We start from the raw sequence: 20658 nt of genomic DNA, 5'->3' as shown, positions 1-20658 counted from the left end.
CCTTCACTACCTAGGTGACCGCGACGTTCACCCCACAGGAGCCAGCAGCCACGCCACTCACGAGACCCATCGCTAAACGACACCGGCCTCGATCAACTGCTGCCAGATCACGCCTTGGTCCACGACCTCGACTTCGAGTTTCTCGGCCTTGGTGAGCTTGCTCGCCCCGACGTCGGCGCCGGTGATCAGCATGTCCGTGTTCGCCGAGACCGAAGACGCGATGGTCGCGCCCGCCCTTTCGCACAGCCGCTGGAAGGTCGGGCGCGGCACCTTCTCGCCGGAGCGGGGGTCGCTGATCGAGCCGGTGACCACGACCGTCTTGCCTTCCAGCGGCGCGCCGGCCGCGACGACCGGCGGGAGGTCTTCTTCGCGTACGTCCAGCGAGACTCCGGCTTCCCGCAGCCGCTCGAGCTCGGGACGAAGCCGGCTGAGGTGCTCGATCAGGGACGCGGCGACCTTCGGGCCGATGTCCTCCACGGCGACGAGGCCTTCCTCGCCGGCGTCGGCGACGGCTTCCAGCGAACCGAACCCTGCCCGGCACAGTCGCGCGGCGGTGCCCTCGGACGCCATCGGGATCGCGAGCCCGATCAGCGCCCGGCGCAGGCCGACGGCCCGGCTCGCGTCGATCGACTCGATCATGCGGGTGGCGGAGATTTCGCCGATCCGGTCGAACTCCAGCAGCTTCTCCTTGGTGAGCCGGTAGAAGTCCGACGGGTGCTCGAGAATCCCGGCCTCGGCGAGCCGCTCGATCCAGACGCCGCCGATCGCGTCGATGTCCGCGGCCGCGCGAGACGCCCAGTGGATCAGCCGCCGGACGGTCTGCGCGGGGCAGGCGACGTTGGTGCAGAACAGTTCCCGGCTGTTGCCCTGTTCGGTCAACGGTTCTTCGCACGACGGGCACACCGAGGGCGGCACGATCTCCCGCTCCTCGCCGGTGCGTTTGGCGGCGTCGAGAACGCCAGCCACGAACGGGATCACGTCGCCCGCGCGGCGCACCAGCACGGTGTCGCCGATCTTGATGCCGCGGGCCTTGATGACCTCTTGGTTGGCCAGCGTCGCCCGGGTGACGGTGGTCCCGCCGACGAACACCGGCTCCAGCCACGCGACGGGTGCGATCTTGCCGGTCTTGCCGACGTCCCATACGACATCGGCGAGCACGGTTGTCTTCTCCTCGGCGGCGAACTTGAACGCCAGCGCGCCACGCGGTGAGCTGGACCTGGTGCCGGCGGCGGCGTAGGCGTCGCGATCCGCCAGGCGCAGCACGGCACCGTCGAGGTCGTAGTCGAGTTCGTTGCGCTGCTGCTCGATGGTCGTGATGACCGCCTGTGCCGCCTCGGCGTCCTCGCAGTGGCGCATGTCCGCGGCGGCGAACCCGAGCGTCCGGAGAGCGCCGTCGAGATCGGTCTCCGCACTTTCGGGCTCGGTGGAGAGGTCGAAAGCGAAGAACTGGAGACGCCGCTCGGCGACGGTGGCCGGATCCTTGGCGCGCAGGGTGCCGGCGGCGGCGTTGCGCGGGTTGATCAGCGGTTTGTCCGGGTGGACCTTGTTGTAGGCGGCGAAGGTGGAGCGCAGCATGACCGCCTCACCGCGGACCTCGACCCGGCCGGGGGCGTCGACGGTGTCCGGGACGCCGTCGGTCAGCGCCCGGACCAGCATGGTCACGTCGTCGCCCGTGGTCCCGTCGCCGCGGGTGACCGCCCTGGCGAGCCGTCCGTTCTCGTAGACCAGCGCCAGCGACAGGCCGTCGAGCTTCGGCATGACGACCACCGGCTGGCCCGGGAACCGGGTGAAGAACGCCGCGACCTGCTCGGGCTTGGTCGCCTTCTCCAGTGACAACATCGGGCGCGAGTGCCGGATGGGCGCGTGCAGGATGGCGGGCGCGCCGACCTGGTCGAGCGGGTTCGGATCCGGGGTGAGCTCGGGGTTCGCCTCGATGAGCCCGCGCAATTCGTCTTCGATCGCGTCGTAGTCGGCGTCGGCGACCTTCGGCGAGCCACGGTAGTAGGCGTCGCGAAGGACGACGATCTGATCGGCGAGTTCTTGGATGCGGTTCCGAGCGTTCACGGGGCAGAGATTACCCGGGACCACCGACAGAACACCGTCCGAAGAGGACTCGTGTCACGGGTTGATGGCCAGCACCAGGAACGCGGCCAGCAGGACCAGGTGCACCCCGCCCTGCAACCGCGTCGCGCGACCGGGGACGACGGTGAGCACGCTGACCGCGATCGTCAGCGCCAGCAGCACGATGTGCGTGGCGCCGAGGCCCAGCAGCAACGGCCCGTCCAGCCAGATCGACGCCAGTGCGATGGTCGGGATGGTGAGCCCGATGCTCGCGATCGCCGAACCGTAGGCGAGGTTCAGGCTGGTCTGCATCCGGTCGCGCCGCGCGGCCCGGGTCGCGGCCAGGGTCTCCGGCAGCAGCACCAGCATGGCGATCACGACGCCGACGAACGACTGCGGGAACCCCGCGGCGCGGACTCCCGCTTCGATCGCGGGCGATTCGACCTTCGCCAGGCCGACTACGGCGACCAGCGCGACCAGCAGCAGCCCCAGACTGGTCAGGGCGGCCTTGTTGGTCGGCGGTTCGGCGTGTTCTTCCTCCTTGACGGAGCCCTCACTGTCGACCGGCAGGAAGAAGTCGCGGTGGCGCACGGTCTGCGTGAGCACGAAAAGTCCGTAGAGCAGCAGTGAGGCGACGGCGGCGAAGGTGAGCTGTGTGCCGTTGAAGGCCGGGCCGGGGGTGCTCGTGGTGAACGTCGGCAGCACGAGGCTGACCGAAGCGAGTGTCGCCACGGTGGCGAGCGCGCCGCCGCTGCCTTCGGGGTTGAAGTGTGTCTCGCCGTAGCGGCGGGCGCCGACCATGAGCGAGATGCCCGCGATGCCGTTCATCGTGATCATCACCGCGGCGAACACGGTGTCGCGGGCGAGTGTCCCGGCCTCGGGGCCGCCGGAGGACATCATCGTCACGATCAGCGCGACCTCGATGACCGTGACCGCGATCGCCAGCACCAGCGAGCCGAAGGGTTCCCCGACGCGATGCGCGACCACCTCGGCGTGGTGCACCGCGGCCAGCACGGTACCGCCGAGCGCGAGCGCGACGATGGCCACGGGCACCGGGCCCAGGTCACGGCCCCAGCTCAGCGCCAGCACGACTATGGCGAGGACCGGCATGACGGTGGTCCAGGACACGGGAAATCGTCTGCGCGGAGCGGCCATGCCGTCACCTTCGCACACTCTGCGTGACGTCGCCCCTCCATGGGGGTCGCGAGGTGAATGCCAGGCGAGTGTGGCTTGGTCTTGCTTCCCTGGCCGCAACTGCCTCTCGAAGGGGCAAGACCATCACGAAGGGCGACCGTCGGGAATCGTGACCGTGATCCGCTCGTCCGCGGCGACGATCCGCTGAAGGCGGAACCGGCAGAGGGCGTAGAACATCTCGCCCAGCGCTTCAGGGTCGATGCGGCCTTCGAGGTCGCGCTTGCTCGCGTTGAGCACCCGGCTGATCACGGCCGCGGGTACGCGGCCACCGAACTCGCCCATCAGCCAGACACCGATTTCGCCGATCTCTTCCGTGATCGTGCGCTGCGCGGTCATCGGCCGTACCTCTCTGCGTCGGAGTGTCACGACACTCCGACGGGTGACGGAAACACCCATGACGGGATACCCGCGAGATTGCTCTGCTCGGCCTAACCGCCCGGCGTCGGTTGCACCGAACCGTGCAGCGGGCCGGGGCGATCTCCGGGAGAACCCCGATGTGATCGACATCCGGGTGTGCCAGCCTCGTTGATGACCATTGTGGACAGTCAGGAAGGAGGGCACACGCGTAGTGGCCCCAGCAAGTGATGAAGAGACCGCGCGATGGATAGCGGAGTTGACGGACCTCTGTGAGCTTTACCGGTCCGCGGAGATCGCGGGATCGGCGGAGGCGGTGTCACACGCGGGGTGGCACACCGGGGCCCGGATCGGGACGAGCACCGCGGACGGGCGGATGCTGGCCTACCACGATTCGGGTGTCGAGGCGGAGTGCGTCTTCCGGGAGGGAGAGCGCACGCTGTTCAACATCATGAGCACCGGATACGGGCGCGACACCGGCGAGCGCGGGTTCGCGGTGTGGAGCAGGCGACCGGGCGTGCTCGGCGCGCTCGACACCGGGGTCACCCGGCTGGAGGTGGCCGACGCGGACGGCGACGTCGTCCAGGCGGCGATCGTGGCGCACACCTTCGCCGTGGACGTGGACCTGGGTCCGGTGCCCCGGACGATCGACGAAGTGTTCGCCCCGTGGGAGCCGCCGGAGCTGACGGTCCGGGTGTACGGCGAGGGTGACGCACTGCGGTACGAAGGTCCTCTGCTGACCACGTGAAGTCGGTGAAGGCCCCCTTCACCCAAGATGAAGGGGGCCTTCACGTACTTGTGAGGTCAGCCGTTCGGAGTCGTGATCACCGCGAACGTGGATCCCTGACTGGCGATCCGCTCGCTGAGATCGGTGGTGATCGTCTCGATCGGCGCGTAGTTGTTCAGCTCACCGGCCTGGCAGGGGCCCGACCGGGACTGCTGGTTGCCGACCAGGATGCCGAGTGCCGCGTGGTCGGCCTGGCTGAACAGCGGTCCGCCGCTGTCGCCCGGACGCGCGCAGAGGTCGGTGTTGATGCCGACGTCCGTGGAGAGGACGCGACCGCACCGGGTCCCGACGAGGTAGCCGGCGCCCGCGCCGCTGTCGACGGAATCGGGGTAATTCACCGCGCTCGACGCCGTTCCGGAGGCGCAGACGACATACCCGGCCTTGATGTCGGCGAGCTTGCGGGCACTGGTGATGTACTCGTCGACCGAGGTGGCCTGCGCGCCGCACGGGGTGTCACCGTTGCTGTCCATACCGCCGTTGCGGCAATACTTCAGTACGCGGTTGCGGCCGGTCTGGCCTTCGAGCCACTGCATCGACGCCGCGTCGTTGACGTACGGCAGGGCCGCGTAGTCGTACGGGTACGAGCTCTTCTCGATGCCGTGCTGCTGCAGCACGTCGTTGCCGTTGTGCTGCGTCGGCGTGTTGTTGGTCTTGGTCCGCATGCAGTGGCCCGCGGTGAGCACCCAGCCCTTACCGGGGAACCCGCCACCGGTGGACCGCAGGTTGAAGCCGCTGGTGCAACCGCCCCAGGTACCGTTGTCCCGCTTCATGTCCAGCCGGAGGCCGCCGCGCATCGGGCCGTAGTTCGTGCAGTAGAGCGGGTGACAGAAACCCAGATCCACGTTCGCCGTGGACAGCGCGTTCGGGTTCTTCAGCACGCGGGAGACGACCATGCCGGATTCCGCCGCCGCGGCCTGGTGCGCGGCGTTCGTCTCGGCGGCCGCGGCGCGCACGGCCGCCTTCTCCTGCGCCACCCAACCGCGTTCCCAAAGCACGACACGGTTTTCGGACTCGCTCACCGAAGGCAGGTAGACCGCTTCCGGACCGGCGCCGACCTTGGCGGCGACGCGATACTTCGCCGCCGTGAGCTGCTGCAACGAGTGCTGGACCTGTTGCGTGCGAACAGCGGAGCGTGCGGGCATCGCCTTCAGATACGGCTCGGCCGCCGAGGGCTTGGTCATCGCCACGACCAGCTGCCCCTTGTCCTGGTCGAGCCACATGCCGCCGTACTCGGCACCGCGGTCGCGGCGCAGCAGTTCGTCCAGTTTGAGGCTGTCGGTCTGCAGTTCCAGACGCCGCAACGCCTCCTGCTCGCTCACTCCGTAGTTCTCGACCAGATAGCGCATCGACTCCCGCACCGAAGCGGGGTCGAGCGAGGTGTGGAACGACTGCACGGTGTCGGCCGACGCCGGGCTGCCCAGTGCCGTGGCCGCCGCCAGCACCGAAACGGCCAGGGCCCCCAGTCTTCTAGCTCTCCGCACGAGATCTCCTCACATGTCGGGACTTCGCGATCATTCAACCGGAAGTCGCCGCACAGGCGGGGAGATTTTCCGACATTGCCGGGCGCCCCGTGCCCGCGAGGTGACGGGCACGGGGCGCGATGCGGTTACAGACTCGGCTCTCGCCGCTGTTTTCCTTGGCGGGACTTGACGATCCATACGCAGAAGAGGGTCAGGAGACCGACGGTGGTCCCTGCCGACAGCCCGATTTGCGGAGTGCTGATCCTGACGACGCCGACGACGATTCCGCCGCCGATCGTCAGCAGGAGGCACATCCGCAGCGTCGGGGCCCAGCCGGCGAGGACCGCCATCGCCAGGCAGAGCCAGCTGTCGCGCGTCTGCTCTTTGCGGTGGCGTCCCGGTGTCCTCAGGAGCGGCCGCGCCGTGCGGATCATCTCCGCGGACGTCGCGACACGCCGAGCCGGCTTTTCGGCGTTGTCGATGACGACTTTGACCCGTTGGGGCGGCTCATTGTCTGGTGTCTTCGTGTTGTCAGGCTGTAAGGTCACGACCGTCCTGTCCTTGTTCTAGCGAGCGGGCGAATGGACATCCGCGTGGCCTCCTGTGACAGCAGGGGGCCACGCGTGCGTTACCGGTTCTTGACCGGTGCGGCTGAAGACATCTTGGCGAAAGCAGACTGTGACCGTTCAGTAGTACAGCGTGTGTCGCGCTGAACGGTATGCACGCGTCGCTCAACGGTCCGGGTGACTTCGAAAACTACTAAAAGTAGTGGGTGGCGCCGAATGGATCAGTGCCGCCGAGAGATCTCCGCGGCCCGGCAACTTGCCTTCCCGGTGTCGAGTCAGGTCATCGCCAGATGTGCCGTGGTAGCGAAGTCCCCCAGGTGAAGCCCGATGTTGGCGCTGTCGTGCACGCTGTTTTCGCATTGTGCGAAATGCTGATCGCAACTGCCGAGTTAAGTCGAACTTCGCCCAGGTTCAACGAGATCCGAGCAGCGTGCTCACGGTGTGTTCACCCGATCAGGCGGGTGTTCACCCGTAGTCGCCTCGCTCGGCTTACCAACAGCGAGTGACTGCTCTGAACGGGTGGTCGCACTCCGAACACTCTCGCCGGTTGCCGGCTCAGCCGAGCAGGAGGAGCGCGTAGTAGGCAAGGAAGTGTTCGACCATGTAAGCACCGCCCGTGGTTTGTGCGAGTGAAGCGTGGGTATGGGCGTGCGTGGCTTCGAGGATGGCGGGGATCCGGTCGTCATTGCCCGGGATGGCGTCCGCGATGCGGTGCCAGCACCACGCCCGATGCAGGTTGAGACCGTGGAGATGGGCGAGTTGTCCGTCGGAGGTGTCCGTGACGGTCACCGGGGTGAAGAGAGTCGCGGGTCTACGCTCCGCGATGCCAGGAAGGAAACGTCCCAGCCAATCGGTGAATTCGGCCGCGGGCATCAGGCGGGACATGAGCTCGGCTTCGGCGAGCGCGGGGGACAGGAAATCGGCCCCGGACGGCTCCCAGGAGCCAGGGTAATCGCGGTCGGATCCGAACCAGCGCCATGCGGTCTCGGTGATGAGGCCGCGCAACCGCGGGTCGCCGTGGTCGGCGAGGTATCCCGCGTACGGCAGGGCGCGAGACAATCCGAACGCGCCGTTGTCATGCACCCCGTACCGGATCGGGTACGTGGCCTGGGGAAGCCAGTCGAGGTAGCGGTTCACGAAGACGGCGCTCAACTCATGCAGCCCCGCTGACCAGCACGCGGCGTCCGGGTCATCCCAGGTGGCGGTTTCGAAGGTGAGTTCCAGCAGTGCCGACCAGCCGTACGGGCGTTGGGTGTTGCGCTGCTCCTCGGGGGCGAAGAAAGCGACCTCGCCCGCGAGCGCCTCAACGGTCAGGTGCTCGCCGAGAAGCCCGCGGATCTCCTCGGCGGGCACGAGTTCGGCGTGACGGCGCAGCAAACGCACGAGTACCCAGAACATCTCCACGCAGGAATGCCAATCGAAACTGCCGTAGAAGCACGGGTGCGAGAGCCGAGGGGAGAGGATGGGCACACCTTCGACGTGCCAGTGACTCTCGTGGTGCGGATACTCGCGCAAGACGTTGGTCAGCGCCGTCCTGGCCAGCGCGCCGGCATTCGACTTCAGCAGCCGGTCGCGTTCGAAATCCCATTCGGTCATCGCACCGCCCTCCATTACGCACGAGGTTACGATGCCAGAGTGGACGAACGACCGATCACCACGGCGCAGCGCAACTTCCGGCGGGTCGCCGAAGAATTGGAAAGCATGGGGACCCAGGATCGTTTCACCTACATCTTCCGTTCCCGGCTGTGGAGTTCCTCTTCGGTCTCCGGGCCTGGTTCGGAGTCGGTCCAGACGCGGGAGTTGAGCGACAGGTTGCCTGCTCTTCTCGCTCGTTTCGGGGTACGCACCCTGCTTGACCTGCCGTGCGGCGACTACGGCTGGCTCAGTGAGGTGGGCCTTGATCTCGACAGGTACATCGGCGCCGACATCGTTCCCGATCTGATCGAGATGAACGCCGAACGGTTCCGGGGCGACCCGGTCCACGAGTTCCGGGTGCTCGATCTGACCGGCGATCCGCTGCCGTCGGCCGATCTCGTGCTGTGCCGGGATTGCTTGGTTCATCTGAGTTTCGCCGATATCGGGCGGGCCTTGCGCAACCTGCGGCGGAGCGGTTCCCGGTACCTGCTGACCACGACGTTCACCGAACTGCGGACCAACACCGACATCGTGACCGGCGACTGGCGGCCGCTGAACCTGTGCCGGGAGCCGTTCGGGTTCCCGGAGCCGCTGACCGTGCTGGTCGAGGGGTGCACCGAGGAGGATGGCGCCTACGCCGACAAGTCCTTGGGCCTGTGGGAGATCTCCGCGATCGTGGACTGATCGCGGCGGCTTCACCGAAGCGGGGAGTCGGCGCCGTGTTCCTCCTTCGGGCGCGGGCCGTGGATACGCCGCTCGGTCTCGGAGATGGCGACGTCGTTGATGCTCGCCTCGCGACGGCTCATGAGACCGTGCTCGTCGAACTCCCACAGTTCGTTGCCGTAGCTGCGCCACGATCGACCGGCCCGGTCATGCCATTCGTACTGGAACCGGACGGCGATCCGATTCCCGGTGAACGCCCAGAGGTTCTTGCGCAGCGCGTAGTCGAGTTCCCGCTCCCACTTCCCGGTCAGGAACGCGACGATCTCCTCGCGGCCGCGGACGAAGGTCTCCCGGTTCCGCCACACCGAGTCGGGCGTGTACGCCGACGCCACCTTGCGAGGATCCCGGGTGTTCCAGGCGTCCTCTGCCGCTTGGACTTTCCGTAGTGCCGTCTCGCGGGTGAACGGCGGGTAGGGCGGGCGATCTTCGGTCATGTCGAGCCTCCCAGGTTGAGAACGTGCGTTCTCCACGTCTGGCGCCTACGATAGGGAACGCACGTTCTCAACGTCAAGGGAGACCCGATGCCGGCCGCCGTCACCGATGAGCAGAACCGCGTCGATCGCGAAGCCCTGCTCGATGCCGCTGAGAAACTTTTCTACGAAAACGGCATTCAGACAGTCGGCATGGACCAGGTGCGCGCGGCGTCCGGCCTCTCGCTCAAGCGGATCTACCGGTTCTTCGAAGCCAAGGAAGACCTCGTGGTGGCGATGCTCAAACGCCGTGATCAGCGCTGGCGTGGCAGCCTGGCCGCACATGTGGACCGGGTCGCGGATCCCCGCGAGCGGGTGCTCTCGATCTTCGACTGGCTCGCGGGGTGGTTCGCCGAACCGGGTTTCCGCGGCTGTGCCTGGATCAACGCGCACGGCGAACTAGGCGCGTCGTCCGAGGCGGTACTGGCCGAGGTGCGGGCGCACAAACAGGCGTTCCGCGAACAGATCGACACCTGGGTGCGGGCAACGGGTCTGCCGGTGACCGAACCGGTCTACCTGCTCGCCGAAGGAGCCATCGTGACGGCGGGAATCAGCGGGGACCCGGCGCCTGCCCGTCAGGCGCGCGAGGTGGTCGCGGCGTTGCTCGGAAGTCAGACCGCGCGGGCGATCGCGATCGAGCCGTCCAGGCGTGCCCCGGCCTCGTAGAACATGTACTCCTTGCCGTTCATGGTCCCGGACGACGGAGCCGCGCAGCGCCCGTTGTCCGGTGCTCCCGACATCGGGGCGTGGAAGACACCGAGGTGTTTGCGCTTGCTGAAGTCGTTGTAGATCACGTACGTCAACGTGCCGCGCTGGGCGATGGTCGGGGCGGATAAGCGAGGTCTGCGAGAACGTCCAATTCCGCCCGTCGGCGGACCGGCCCCAGCCGATCGAGCGATGGTTGCTCCTGTCGTTGATCATGAAGACCATGACGTACTTCGCACCGCGTGACGGGCTGATGGCGTCCTGCAACCAGGTGTTCAGCCTCTCCGACCCCACGAGCACACAGACCGTGTGGGCGTCGCAGCAGGCCGGGGTGCGCCCCGAACGCGCGATGGTCTCGACGCTGCCGTACACCTGGTGCTGTACCTGTGATCACGACGTCCGACGGGCTACGGCTCGACAGCGTCCGGCACGACGGCGGCCCGGAGACGGTCGTGCTCGTCCACGGCATCACCGCGGACCTCGACGAGAACGGGCTCTTCACCGAGCTCGCGCCGAGGCTCACCGTGGCGGGATTCTCGGTGCTGAGGGTTCCTTCCGCGGGCACGGCCGTAGTGACGGGCGGCCGAGGGACATGACCGTCGCGGGCGAACTCCTGGAACTGCGCGCCGCGGTGGACGAGCCCGTTTCGGTGGTGGCGTCGAGCTTCGGTGCCGTGAGCACGGCACTGTCGCTGGCGTCGCTGCCTGTGCGGCGGGTCGCGCTCTGGCAGCCGCTGCTCGACCTGCGGCGGACCTTCCTGGAGCCGGAGCTGAAGGCCGGTTCGAGCTGGGTGCGGCGCTGTTCGAGGAGTTCGCTCAACTCGACCCGCGGGTCGCCTTCCTGGCGTCCAGGCCGCCCGCGCTCGTCGTCCATGGCTCGGGGGACGAGCACGTCTCTCGCGACATCGCGCGGGAAACGGCCCTCGCGCGGCCCGAGACCGAGTGGCACTCTCTTGCCGGCGCGGACACGGCTTCGGGGACTCGGCGGAAGAGGCCCTGGAGGTCACCGTGCGGTGGCTTTCGCGGGTCAAAGCCAGCTGAGCGCACAGTCGCTGATGACGGGATGCCGTTCTCCAAGGCCGTGGACGTAGTTGTCGAGTCGCTCGGCGATCTCGTCGAGGATCTCGGTCACGCTCGCCCAGTCGGACCAGTAGATCCCCTCGCTGGCGTACCACTCCATGACGCAACCGTGGTGCTCGCCGGGCCGGAGATCGACGCACAGCAGACCTCCGTCGATGGCCCGGCCGATGGGGAGGATCGCGGTGCAGAACGGGAATCCGGCCTGGCCCGCCTCCTTGCGGTGGGTGCTTTCCGGAGTGCAGCAGTCAGGGTCGGGATACCGCGACTGCCGGGTGTACTCCTCCTCGGCTCGCGCCACCGACAGAGGCTGGTAGCCCTTCGGGATCAGGTTTCCGGTTCCGCGAACACGTTCGTCGTCGACGCCGTCCATGAGGGCCCACCAGGTGAGCAGTTCGGGCGGGAGTTCGAGGCCGACGCGATTCCGCAGGCGCGCGACGTGCGCGGCCGGTGCCGGGGACCGGATTTCCCGCGCGGTGGCGGGTGCGTGTTCGGACAACAAGGCCATGATGCGCCGCCACGTCGCTTCCACCGGTGCACCCTAGCGAGAATCGGCGGCCTCGGGCACGCGATCAGGTGACTGAATGCGGGTCGGCAGGCCCCAGGCCTCCGCCACGCGTTCCGGGGTCAGCACTGACGCCGGAACACCTTCGCCGACGAGGCGGCCGTCCTGGAGCAGCAGGCAGTGATCGGCCCGGCCCGCCACATCGAGGTCGTGGGTGACGCGCAGGACCGTCGTGCCTTCGGCGAGTGTGGCGCGCAGGGCTTCGTCGATCAGGCCGCGGGCGTGCAGGTCGAGCCCGGCCGATGGTTCGTCGAGCAGCAGCAATCCGGCTTGCTGAGCCAACCCCTGCGCCACCAGCGCCCGTTGGCGTTGCCCACCGGAGAGCGTGCCGATCAACCGGTCCGCGATCGACGTGATCTCCAGTAACTCCAGGCATTCCCCGACGATCTCCCGGTCCGTCTTCGACAGCCGCCGCCAGTGTCCGCGGTGCGCCCAGCGCCCCATCGTCACGGTGGCGCGGACGGTGATCGGCAACGACCGCGACACCTCGCTCTGCTGGGTCACGTAGGCGACCCGCCCCGGGTCTCGCCGGGTCACCGTGCCGGTGGTCGGCGGGAGCACGCCCGCGACGAGGTTCAGCAGCGACGACTTCCCCGCGCCGTTCGCGCCGGCGATCGCGGTGAGCCGCGCCGACGGCACCTGGGCGGTGATCCCGCGCAGCACCTCGCGGGAGCCGTAGTGCGCGTGTGCGCGGTCGATCGTGAGTGCCGCTGTGTCCGGGGTCATCACACCTCTTTCAGATAATGACAATCATTACCACTATAGTGTGACGGGTGGAGTGGTTGCTGATCCCCTTCGAGGTGTCGTTCGTGCAGCGCGCGCTGGTGGCGGGAGTGCTCGTTTCGGCGGTGTGCGCCGTCGTGGGCACCTGGGTGGTGTTGCGCGGCATGGCCTTCATCGGCGACGCGATGTCGCACGGCATGTTGCCCGGCGTGGCGATCGCCTCGCTGACCGGCGTGAACCTGCTGATCGGCGCTGCGATCAGCGCCGGGGTGATGGCGCTCGGCGTGACCGCGCTCGGCCGTTCGCGGCGGCTGTCCGAGGACACCACGATCGGGCTGCTCTTCGTCGGCATGCTCGCGAGCGGCGTGATCATCGTGTCCCACTCACGGTCGTTCGCGGTCGATCTCACCGGCTTCCTGTTCGGCGACGTGCTCGCCGTCGGATCGGGCGACCTGGTGGGCCTCGCGATCACCCTTCTCGTCGTGGGGGTGGTGGCACTGGTGGGACATCGTTCGTTCACCGCGCTCACCTTCGACGTCCGCAAGGCGCACACACTGGGGCTTCGTCCACGTTTGGCGAACGCGGTGCTCCTCGGGCTGGTCACGTTGACGATCGTCGCGTCGTTCCGCGTCGTGGGGACGTTGCTGGTGTTCGGCCTGCTCATCGCCCCCGCCGCGGCGGCGCTCTTCTGGTCGCGGCGGATCACCACGATCATGCTCATCGCGGCGTTGCTCGGTATCGCCGCCACGGTCGGCGGCCTGCTCGTGTCCTGGCATTGGGGCACCGCGGCGGGCGCGACCATCGCCGCCGGCGCGGTCCTCCTGTTCTTCCTTTCCGCGTTCCTGTCCTTCGTACGACAGCGATTCCGTTCCCTGACACCGGAGATCGAGAGCTCACGATGAAACTGAAAGCAGCGACGGCGGTCGTCGCGGCGCTGACCCTGGCGGCGTGCGGCTCGGAGCAGCCGAAGGAGGTGACCGCGGAAGTCCCGCACGGCTACGTCGAAGGCGCCGAGGAGGCGGCCGAGGCGCAGTCACGGCTGATCGTCGCCGACACGGACACCGGCGCCGTTCGGGTCGTCGACCTGATCACCGAGGAGGTGCACGAGGTCGGCCGAGTCGACGGAGTGCGAGCCGTGACGGGTGACGGCCGCTTCGGTTACCTGACCGCTCGTGACGGCACGATCCGGGTGATCGACAGCGGCTCGTGGATGGTCGACCACGGTGACCACGTCCACTACTACCGGGCGAAGGTCCGAGATGTCGGCGTGGCGCCCGGCAAACAGCCCTTGGCGGCCTACAGCGATCCCGCCGTCGCCGCACTGTCCTATTCGGACGGTACGACGACCTTGCTGGATCGAGCCGCGCTCGACAAGGGCTCTGTGACCGAACTGGGGAAGATCACGCGCGAGCCGCACTCGGGTGTCGCGATCCCTTACCGCGAGCACATCATCGCCACGGTGGCGGACGCCGGAAAGCCGCTCGCCCGCGGAGTGCGCGTCCACGACCGTCAGGGCAAAGCCGTGGCCGAGATCGACCAGCCGTGCCCCGAGCTGCAGGGCCAGGCCGTGACCAGGCGCGGAGTCGTCTTCGGCTGCGCGGACGGCGCCCTGCTGGTGACCGAAAAGGACGGCGCGTTCGCCGGGGTCAAGATCCCGTACCCGCGCAGCGTCACCGCGCGGGAACGCGCCACCGCCTTCTTCCACCGGCCCGGTGGCTCCACGCTCGCGGCGCGGGCGGGGGAGTCCGCGGTGTGGTCACTGGACGTCGGCCGACGCAGCTGGCAGTACGTCGAGACCGGCCCGGTCGCCGCGGTGAACGCCGTCGGCGAGGGCGGACCGCTGCTGGTCCTCGCCCGGGACGGAAAGCTGCGCTCCTTCGACGGCTCCGGAAAGGAACAGACGGCCGTCCCGCTCCTGACGCCCGAAGCGACCGCCGCCGAGGTTCCGTCGATCCAGGTCGATTCGACCCGCGCCTACGTCAACAACCCGCTCTCGGCCGAGGTGTACGAAATCGACTACAACGACAACCTCCGACGCGCCAGGACGCTGAAGGTCGGCGGCAAGGCGGGGCACATCGTGGAGACCGGCCGATGAGGCGCCGCGTACTCGCCCTGTGCATGGTGGCGCTGCTGGCGGCGGCAGGCTGCTCCGGGACCGGCGGGGGCGGCAAGTCGGTCGTCGTCACGACGAACATCCTCGGCGACATCACTCGCGCCGTCGTCGGCGATCAGGCCGAGGTGACGGTGCTGATGAAGCCGAACGCCGACCCGCATTCCTTCGGCATCTCCGCACAGCAGGCGGCCCAGGTCGAGCGTGCCGGTCTGATCGTCTACAACGGACTCGGGCTCGAAGAGGGGATCCTGCGCACTGTCCGCACGGCCGAGGAAAGCGGCGTACCGGCGTTGCCCGCCGGGGAGCGGGTGAACCCGATCAATTACGCCGACAGCAAACCCGATCCCCACTTCTGGACGGATCCGGCACGGGTGCGCGACGCGGTCAAGACGATCGCCGACGAGGTCGTCGCCCATGTCGACGGGGTCGACGAAGCGGTGATCCGCGCCAACGCCGAACGCTATCGCGGGGAGATCGAGGCGCTCGACAAGGCGATGACCGAGAAGTTCGGCGGGATTCCGCCGGAGCGCCGGAAGCTGGTCACGAACCACCATGTGTTCGGCTACCTGGCACAGCGGTTCGGCTTCGAGGTCGTCGGTGCCGTGATCCCCGGCGGTACCACACTCGCTTCACCGAGTTCCTCGGATCTGAAGGCACTCGCCGACACCGTTCGCGCGGCCGGAGTGCCGGTGATCTTCGCCGATTCCTCGCAACCGGACCGGCTCGCGCGGGTCTTGGCCGAGCAGGCAGGGCTGCACGTCCAGGTGGCCCCGTTGTTCTCGGAATCGCTCAGTGAACCAGGCCAGGGCGCGGCCACCTATCTCGAAATGATGCGCGCCAACACCGAATCGATCACCACCGGTTTGACCCGTTCCTGATCGGAACAGACGAAAGGCACAGGAAAATGGCACGGAAAGCCCGATATCTCGCGCTGATGGCGACGACGGCGAGCACCCTCGCGCTCGCCGCCTGCGGGACCGAACAGCCGGCGGCGGAGCCCGCGAAGGACGTGGCTCCGGCACCCGTCGTCGCCGATCCGGTGGCTGTCACCTATGACGGCGGAATAGTCCTGCTCGACGGGAAGACCTTGAAGGAGGCGAAGAACCTCCCGCTGGAAGGCTTCAACCGGCTCAACCCCGCCGGGAACGACCGGCACCTCCTGGTCTCGACCTCCACCGGATTCCGGGTCCTCGACGCCGTCGGTGCCGTGCTCACGGACAACGAGGTCAAGGCGGCGAAACCGGGACACGTCGTCCGGCACGCCGGCAAGACGGTGCTGTTCGCCGACGGGACCGGTGAAGTGACCGTCTTCGACCCGAAGACGATCGGCACCGCGGCGCTCCCCGCGCCGAAGCACAAGACGCCCGAGGCGCATCACGGTGTGGCCGTCGAACTCGCGAACGGCGAACTGCTCACCACCGTCGGCGACAAGGACAAACGGTCCGGGATCGTGGTGCTGGACAAGGACAAGAAGGAGATCGCGCGCAACGAGCAGTGCCCCGGCGTGCACGGTGAAGCCGCCGCGCGCGGCGAGGCGGTGGTGGTCGGCTGCCAAACCGGTGCGCTGATCTACCGCAACGGCGTCATCACCAAGGTGACCAGCCCGGACCCGTACGGGCGCATCGGCAACCAGGCGGGCTCGGACGTCTCCCCGATCACCTTGGGCGACTACAAGGTCGACGAAGCGGCCGAGCTCGAACGCCCGACCCGGATCTCCCTGATCGACACCGAGAAGGCCACGCTCAAGCACGTCGACATCGGGACCAGCTACACCTTCCGGTCGCTGGCTCGCGGACCGCAGGGTGAGGCCCTGGTGCTGGGCACCGACGGTCAGATCCACGTGATCGACCCGGTGAGCGGTGCGGTGACGCGGAAGATCGCCGTCCTCGGTACCTGGCAGGAACCGATCGAGTGGCAGCAGCCGCGCCCGGCGATCTTCGTCCGGGGCGGAACCGCCTACGTCACCGATCCCGGCAAGAAGGAGATCCACTCCGTGGACCTCGCGTCCGGCACGAAGACCGCGACCGGGACGATTCCGGGAACGCCGAACGAGGTCAGCGGCGTGCTCGCCCACTGACCCACTCGTGAGTGGTAGAGACGGTTCCAACCGTCCTTACCACTCACGACCTATGCTCGACCACGCCGCCGCTGTGACCGCTGAGGCTGGTGGTGTTGCTGGGAGAGCGGGCGGCGATCACGTAGTCCGTGAAGGCCTCCTTCCCTACCTTCAGGGTAGGCAAGGAGGCCTTCACGGACCCGCCACATTCAGCAGAGGAGGCGCTGCCGTTCAGCGCCGGATCAGACCGAGGTCGGTCGCGGTGGCGACGGCGGCGGTACGCGAATCGACGCCGAGTTTGGTGTAGCTGCGGGCCAGATGGGATTTCACCGTGCCCTCGGTCAGGTGGAGCCGATCCGCGATGGCCCGGTTGGACAGGCCGTCGGCGACCAGGACCAGGACTTCGATCTCGCGCAGCGTCAGCGCGGTGGCGGGCATCCGCATCCGGTTCATGAGCCGGTCGGCGACGGTCGGGGCGAGCGTGGTGCGTCCGGCGGCGGCGGTGCGCACGGCGGCGGCAAGATCCTCGGGAGGGGCGTCCTTGAGGAGATAGCCGGTGGCGCCGGCTTCGATGGCGGGCAGCGTGTCGGCGTCGGTGTCGTAGGTCGTGACGATGAGGACGCGGGGTGCGTCCGGCCGCGCCGTGATCGCCGCGGTGGCCTCGGCGCCGGTCATCCCGGCGCCGAACCGCAGGTCCATCAGCACGACGTCGATGTCGCCCTCGGCGGCGCGGGACACCGCTTCCTCAGCGGTCGCGGCTTCGGCCGAGACCACGAGACCCGGCTCGGTTTCCAGGACGGCACGCAGTCCCGCCCGGACGATGGGGTGGTCGTCGGCCAGCAGGAGCCGGATCGGGGGTTCGGTCACGGGCATTCCTTGGGCAGTCGCGCGGACACGGTTGTTCCGTGTCCGCGGGAGGACTCGACGGTGAAGATCCCATCCAGCGCTTCGGTCCGGGTGCGCATTGCGGTGAGCCCGAAGCCGCTGTGTTCCGGGTCGAAGCCGACGCCGTCGTCGACGACCTCGAGGGTGACGTACTCGCCGCGGTAGCTCAGCGTGACATCGGCGGTGGACGCGTCGGCGTGCCGGACGGTGTTCGCCAGTGCCGCCTGACCGATGCGCAGCAACGCGACTTCGTGCGCGGTCGGCAGCGGAACGGGGTCGCCGGCGAGGTGGAAGCGCGCGGTGGTCCGGTGCCGGGCGCTGGTGGTGGCGCACAGCCGTTCCAGCGCGTCGGCCAGCGTGGTGTCGTCGAGCGCGGGAGGCGACAGGGCGACGACGAACCGGCGGGCTTCGGCGAGGTTGTCCGCGGCGGCTTGACGAGCCTGTTCGACGTAGCGGGCGGCGTTCCCCGCGGTATCGGGCAGTGTCCTTTCCGCCGCGCGCAACAGGAGTTGAATACTCGACAGTCCCTGGGCGAGGGTGTCGTGGATCTCGTGGGCCAGGCGCTCCCGCTCGGCGAGCACTCCCGCCGCGTGCTGGGCTTCTGCGAGGTCTGCGCGGGTGGCGGTGAGCTCCTCGATCAGGTTCCGGCGACGTTCGCTTTCGCGGTACAGCGCCTGGTAACCCCAGACGACGGCGACCGCGACAGCGGCACCGAGTGCCGGGCCGATCGCCGCCGCCGGGGCGAAGGAACCCTGGTGGACGGCGAACGCGATGATCGCCGCCAGCGCGGTCGCGATCACCGCGACCAGGCCTTGACGGCGCGGCAGCAAATGCAACTGCAGGAAGTACAGCGGGAAGGCGACCCAGACGCCGTCGGCGGTCAGCACCAGCAGGACCAGCCACACGAGGCCCACCGCGACCAGCCACCACAGGGCGGCCGGCCGGGACGTCCTGACGCGGGGCAGAAGCGGGCCGGCCGCGTACACCACGGCGCACGTCACCGCCACCGCGACGACCGCTCCCGCTTCGGGCGAGCCGTCCGCCACCGCCCGCGCGGCCGCCAGTGCGAGCAGGGCGACGAGCAGCAGGTGCAGACACCAGGTCAGCACCCGGCTGGTCGGGGTCAAAACGGGCGCGGCGGTCACAGTGCGTCCAGATTACGGAGCGGGATCGGCGAGCGCCTCTATCCAAAGGTAGAGGCGGCGTGCCGTCTTCCGGCGGGCGAAGTGCCATCTCCGGCTGGATGCCGTCACGGTCACCGGCGGCGATCGTGGAGAGGTACCCAGCCCACCCGCCGGAGAGGACAGACCCGAGCCGTGTTCGTCGCCTGGAGAGATCTGAGATTCGCCAAAGGACGGTTCGCCCTGATGGGTGCCGTCGTCGTGCTGATCACCTTGCTGGTCGGCTTGTTGTCCGGGCTCACCGCGGGGCTGGGCGAGCAGAACATCTCCGCGATCACCGGCCTGCCCGCGGACAAGATCGTCTTCGCCGCCCCCGGTGCCGGGCAGAGCCTCTCCTATGCCAATTCCGCGGTCACCGAAACACAGCGGCGGCAGTGGGCCGAGACCCCGGGTGTCACGGCGGCCGAACCGCTGGGCATAGCCACCACCAAGGCCACCGCGGGCGACCGCAGCGCCGGGATCTCCGTTTTCGGTGTGCGGACCGGGTCGGCGCTCGCCCCGGGCGCCGAAAGGATCTCCGGCGACTCGGTGGTGCTGTCGACGTCCGCCGCCGACGATCTTGGCGTCCGCAGTGGGGACACCGTCGCCGTGGCCGGACGCCCGTTGACGGTCGCCGCCGTGACGGGAGACGCCTGGTTCAGCCACACACCGGTGATCTGGGCGGGCCTCGACGTCTGGGCGAAGACGGCGCCACCCACCGACGGCGCGCCGAGCGCGACCGTGCTCGCGCTGACCACCACGTCCGACGCCGATCTCGGGGCCACCGACCTCGCCGCAGGCACGACGACGGTCTCGAAGAGCGACTCACTGTCCGCGATCGGCTCCTACACCTCGGAGAACGGTTCGCTGCAACTGATGCGCGGTTTCCTTTTCGCCATCTCCGCCCTCGTGATCGGCGCCTTCTTCACCGTGTGGACCATCCAGCGCAGCGGCGACATCGCCGTCCTCAAGGCGTTGGGGGCGAGTACCGCCTTCCTGCTGAAGGACGCGCTCGGGCAGGCCGTCGTCCTTCTCGTCGGCGGCACCGCCATCGGAACCGGCTTGGCCGTCGGGCTCGGCACGATGGTCGACGGCTCCGCCGTGCCCTTCCTGCTGACTCCGGCCAGCGTGCTCGTGCCGTCCGCCGTGATGATCCTGCTCGGCGCGCTGGGCGCGGCGCTTTCCGTCCGCCGCATCACTTCCGTCGATCCGCTGACCGCACTGGGGAGTGCCCGATGAGCCTGAATCTGACCGGGGTCACCCTCACCTATCCCGACGGTGACACCCGCCTCACCGCACTCGATGACGTCACGTTGGACGTCCCGCCGGGCACGCTCACCGCGGTCGCCGGCCCCTCCGGCTCCGGCAAGTCCAGCCTGCTCGCCGTCGCGGCCACCCTCATCACCCCGGACCATGGGACCGTCACGGTCGACGGCACCACGACCACCGGCCTCACCCGCGGCGAACTCACCGGACTTCGCCGGCGCAAGATCGGGATCGTCTTCCAGCAGCCGAATCTGCTGCCCGCCCTCACAGCCGCCGAGCAGCTTCAGGTCATGGCCCGGATCGACGGCCGCTCCCCGGCCGGAGCACGGGCTGCGGCCATGGACCTGCTGGACGCCGTCGGGCTCGCGGCGCAGGCGGGGCGTCGCCCGCACCAGCTCTCCGGTGGCCAACGACAGCGGGTGAACATCGCCCGCGCGTTGATGAACGAACCCACCGTGCTGCTGATCGACGAACCGACGAGCGCCCTCGATCACGAGCGCGGCGCGGCGGTCATCGACCTGATCGCCTGCCTGACGCGCGAGCGGGCCACCGCCACCGTCCTGGTCACGCACGACCGCGTCCATCTCACCGCGGTGGAGCGGATCGTCGAAGTGCACGACGGACGGCTCTCCACAAAGGACGGACGCTCGGAACCGCCGTCTTCATTCCGATCCATACGTAAAAGGATCTCGTAATACGCGGCGAGCAGGGTAATTCATTCCGTTTTGTCACGCTGTCGCGCGCCCGGATTTCGAAGCCACTGCGAATACGTCATTCTTCTGCCCTAATTCCATCGAACTCGGCTGTTTGCCGCCATAATCTTGCACGCTGTCGCCGGGTTATGGCCCACGAGAAACGG

22 protein-coding genes are annotated in these 20658 nt (G+C 68.4%); 10 read left to right on the top strand and 12 right to left on the bottom strand.

Annotated elements, in window-relative coordinates; all coding sequences use genetic code 11:
- Positions 1-72: 72 nt before the first annotated feature.
- From ligA to AC069H_RS16345, 3 genes are all read right to left on the bottom strand, one after another.
- Positions 73-2064: an NAD-dependent DNA ligase LigA gene (ligA, locus tag AC069H_RS16355; protein ID WP_478232832.1), complete on the bottom strand. Its 1992-nt coding sequence runs from the start codon at positions 2062-2064 to the stop codon at positions 73-75.
- A 54-nt stretch (positions 2065-2118) separates the two neighbouring features.
- Positions 2119-3216: a calcium:cation antiporter gene (locus tag AC069H_RS16350; RefSeq protein WP_478232831.1), complete on the bottom strand. Its 1098-nt coding sequence runs from the start codon at positions 3214-3216 to the stop codon at positions 2119-2121.
- A 123-nt stretch (positions 3217-3339) separates the two neighbouring features.
- Positions 3340-3591: a hypothetical protein gene (locus AC069H_RS16345; protein WP_478228146.1), complete on the bottom strand. Its 252-nt coding sequence runs from the start codon at positions 3589-3591 to the stop codon at positions 3340-3342.
- Positions 3592-3868: 277 nt separating this feature from the next.
- Here AC069H_RS16345 and AC069H_RS16340 point away from each other — a divergent pair, with 277 nt between their 5' ends.
- Complete coding sequence (locus AC069H_RS16340) at positions 3869-4357, top strand: hypothetical protein (protein ID WP_478232830.1); 489 nt, start codon at positions 3869-3871, stop codon at positions 4355-4357.
- A 56-nt stretch (positions 4358-4413) separates the two neighbouring features.
- Here AC069H_RS16340 and AC069H_RS16335 read toward each other — a convergent pair whose 3' ends face one another.
- The 3 genes from AC069H_RS16335 to AC069H_RS16325 form a co-directional block, all read right to left on the bottom strand.
- Positions 4414-5877, bottom strand: a complete 1464-nt coding sequence (locus tag AC069H_RS16335) for a trypsin-like serine protease (RefSeq protein ID WP_478232829.1) — start codon at positions 5875-5877, stop codon at positions 4414-4416.
- Positions 5878-6002: 125 nt separating this feature from the next.
- Positions 6003-6404 (bottom strand): hypothetical protein, encoded by a 402-nt coding sequence (locus AC069H_RS16330; protein WP_478232828.1) that lies wholly within the window; start codon positions 6402-6404, stop codon positions 6003-6005.
- A 573-nt stretch (positions 6405-6977) separates the two neighbouring features.
- Positions 6978-8018, bottom strand: a complete 1041-nt coding sequence (locus tag AC069H_RS16325) for a DUF2891 domain-containing protein (RefSeq protein ID WP_478232827.1) — start codon at positions 8016-8018, stop codon at positions 6978-6980.
- A 39-nt stretch (positions 8019-8057) separates the two neighbouring features.
- Here AC069H_RS16325 and AC069H_RS16320 point away from each other — a divergent pair, with 39 nt between their 5' ends.
- Positions 8058-8741: a class I SAM-dependent methyltransferase gene (locus tag AC069H_RS16320; protein WP_478228151.1), complete on the top strand. Its 684-nt coding sequence runs from the start codon at positions 8058-8060 to the stop codon at positions 8739-8741.
- Between the two features lie 11 nt (positions 8742-8752).
- On the opposite strand, the gene AC069H_RS16315 is transcribed toward AC069H_RS16320, so the two are convergent.
- Entirely contained in the window at positions 8753-9214 is a 462-nt protein-coding gene (locus tag AC069H_RS16315; RefSeq protein ID WP_478232826.1) for a nuclear transport factor 2 family protein, read from the bottom strand.
- An 87-nt stretch (positions 9215-9301) separates the two neighbouring features.
- On the opposite strand from AC069H_RS16315, the gene AC069H_RS16310 reads away from it, so the two are divergent.
- Positions 9302-9916: a TetR/AcrR family transcriptional regulator gene (locus AC069H_RS16310; RefSeq protein WP_478228153.1), complete on the top strand. Its 615-nt coding sequence runs from the start codon at positions 9302-9304 to the stop codon at positions 9914-9916.
- Here AC069H_RS16310 and AC069H_RS16305 read toward each other — a convergent pair.
- Complete coding sequence (locus AC069H_RS16305; RefSeq protein ID WP_478228154.1) at positions 9862-10044, bottom strand: hypothetical protein; 183 nt, start codon at positions 10042-10044, stop codon at positions 9862-9864. The two genes, AC069H_RS16310 and AC069H_RS16305, sit on opposite strands and share 55 nt — an antisense overlap.
- 297 nt (positions 10045-10341) lie before the next feature.
- On the opposite strand from AC069H_RS16305, the gene AC069H_RS16300 reads away from it, so the two are divergent.
- On the top strand, positions 10342-10551 hold the full coding sequence (locus AC069H_RS16300; RefSeq protein ID WP_478232825.1) for a hypothetical protein: 210 nt from the start codon (positions 10342-10344) through the stop codon (positions 10549-10551).
- A gap of 430 nt (positions 10552-10981) precedes the next feature.
- Here AC069H_RS16300 and AC069H_RS16295 read toward each other — a convergent pair whose 3' ends face one another.
- Positions 10982-11563: an SMI1/KNR4 family protein gene (locus AC069H_RS16295; protein WP_478232824.1), complete on the bottom strand. Its 582-nt coding sequence runs from the start codon at positions 11561-11563 to the stop codon at positions 10982-10984.
- A gap of 9 nt (positions 11564-11572) precedes the next feature.
- Positions 11573-12322, bottom strand: a complete 750-nt coding sequence (gene aztA, locus AC069H_RS16290) for a zinc ABC transporter ATP-binding protein AztA (RefSeq protein ID WP_478232823.1) — start codon at positions 12320-12322, stop codon at positions 11573-11575.
- A 47-nt stretch (positions 12323-12369) separates the two neighbouring features.
- Here aztA and aztB point away from each other — a divergent pair, with 47 nt between their 5' ends.
- Genes aztB through aztD form a run of 4 tightly spaced genes read left to right on the top strand, consistent with a single transcriptional unit; the run spans position 12370 to position 16509 of the window.
- Positions 12370-13221, top strand: coding sequence for a zinc ABC transporter permease AztB (aztB, locus tag AC069H_RS16285; protein ID WP_478232822.1), 852 nt, complete (start codon positions 12370-12372; stop codon positions 13219-13221).
- Positions 13218-14414, top strand: coding sequence for a WD40 repeat domain-containing protein (locus AC069H_RS16280; RefSeq protein WP_478232821.1), 1197 nt, complete (start codon positions 13218-13220; stop codon positions 14412-14414). The genes aztB and AC069H_RS16280 overlap by 4 nt, the downstream gene beginning before the upstream one ends.
- A complete protein-coding gene (gene aztC, locus AC069H_RS16275; RefSeq protein ID WP_478232820.1) occupies positions 14411-15310 on the top strand; it encodes a zinc ABC transporter substrate-binding protein AztC in 900 nt (299 codons plus the stop codon). The genes AC069H_RS16280 and aztC overlap by 4 nt, the downstream gene beginning before the upstream one ends.
- Positions 15311-15336: 26 nt before the next feature.
- Positions 15337-16509, top strand: coding sequence for a zinc metallochaperone AztD (gene aztD / locus AC069H_RS16270; protein WP_478232819.1), 1173 nt, complete (start codon positions 15337-15339; stop codon positions 16507-16509).
- Between the two features lie 210 nt (positions 16510-16719).
- On the opposite strand, the gene AC069H_RS16265 is transcribed toward aztD, so the two are convergent.
- Together AC069H_RS16265 and AC069H_RS16260 are read right to left on the bottom strand one after the other, a co-directional pair.
- A complete protein-coding gene (locus AC069H_RS16265) occupies positions 16720-17355 on the bottom strand; it encodes a response regulator (RefSeq protein ID WP_478232818.1) in 636 nt (211 codons plus the stop codon).
- Positions 17352-18518 (bottom strand): sensor histidine kinase, encoded by a 1167-nt coding sequence (locus AC069H_RS16260; RefSeq protein WP_478232817.1) that lies wholly within the window; start codon positions 18516-18518, stop codon positions 17352-17354. The genes AC069H_RS16265 and AC069H_RS16260 overlap by 4 nt, the downstream gene beginning before the upstream one ends.
- Before the next feature lie 171 nt (positions 18519-18689).
- On the opposite strand from AC069H_RS16260, the gene AC069H_RS16255 reads away from it, so the two are divergent.
- Together AC069H_RS16255 and AC069H_RS16250 are read left to right on the top strand one after the other, a co-directional pair.
- Positions 18690-19772 carry an ABC transporter permease gene (locus AC069H_RS16255; protein WP_478232816.1) on the top strand — a complete coding sequence of 361 codons (1083 nt, stop codon included), beginning with the start codon at positions 18690-18692 and terminating at the stop codon, positions 19770-19772.
- Positions 19769-20494: an ABC transporter ATP-binding protein gene (locus tag AC069H_RS16250; protein ID WP_478232815.1), complete on the top strand. Its 726-nt coding sequence runs from the start codon at positions 19769-19771 to the stop codon at positions 20492-20494. The genes AC069H_RS16255 and AC069H_RS16250 overlap by 4 nt, the downstream gene beginning before the upstream one ends.
- Positions 20495-20658: the final 164 nt, after the last annotated feature.

The sequence above is a fragment of the Amycolatopsis sp. NPDC043887 genome (genome assembly GCF_056435665.1).
Note: the sequence above shows the minus strand (reverse complement) of the source record. Positions and strands in the feature narration are given on the sequence as shown.

What these genes read in the sequence shown, in the direction of transcription:
- AC069H_RS16250 (WP_478232815.1), top strand. Translation starts at nt 19,769, where the DNA reads ATGAGCCTGAATCTGACCGGGGTCACCCTCACCTATCCCGACGGTGAC.
- AC069H_RS16280 (WP_478232821.1), top strand. Translation starts at nt 13,218, where the DNA reads ATGAAACTGAAAGCAGCGACGGCGGTCGTCGCGGCGCTGACCCTGGCG.
- AC069H_RS16345 (WP_478228146.1), bottom strand. Translation starts at nt 3,591, where the DNA reads ATGACCGCGCAGCGCACGATCACGGAAGAGATCGGCGAAATCGGTGTC.
- aztC (WP_478232820.1), top strand. Translation starts at nt 14,411, where the DNA reads ATGAGGCGCCGCGTACTCGCCCTGTGCATGGTGGCGCTGCTGGCGGCG.
- aztD (WP_478232819.1), top strand. Translation starts at nt 15,337, where the DNA reads ATGGCACGGAAAGCCCGATATCTCGCGCTGATGGCGACGACGGCGAGC.
- AC069H_RS16310 (WP_478228153.1), top strand. Translation starts at nt 9,302, where the DNA reads ATGCCGGCCGCCGTCACCGATGAGCAGAACCGCGTCGATCGCGAAGCC.
- aztA (WP_478232823.1), bottom strand. Translation starts at nt 12,322, where the DNA reads ATGACCCCGGACACAGCGGCACTCACGATCGACCGCGCACACGCGCAC.
- AC069H_RS16350 (WP_478232831.1), bottom strand. Translation starts at nt 3,216, where the DNA reads ATGGCCGCTCCGCGCAGACGATTTCCCGTGTCCTGGACCACCGTCATG.
- AC069H_RS16315 (WP_478232826.1), bottom strand. Translation starts at nt 9,214, where the DNA reads ATGACCGAAGATCGCCCGCCCTACCCGCCGTTCACCCGCGAGACGGCA.
- AC069H_RS16325 (WP_478232827.1), bottom strand. Translation starts at nt 8,018, where the DNA reads ATGACCGAATGGGATTTCGAACGCGACCGGCTGCTGAAGTCGAATGCC.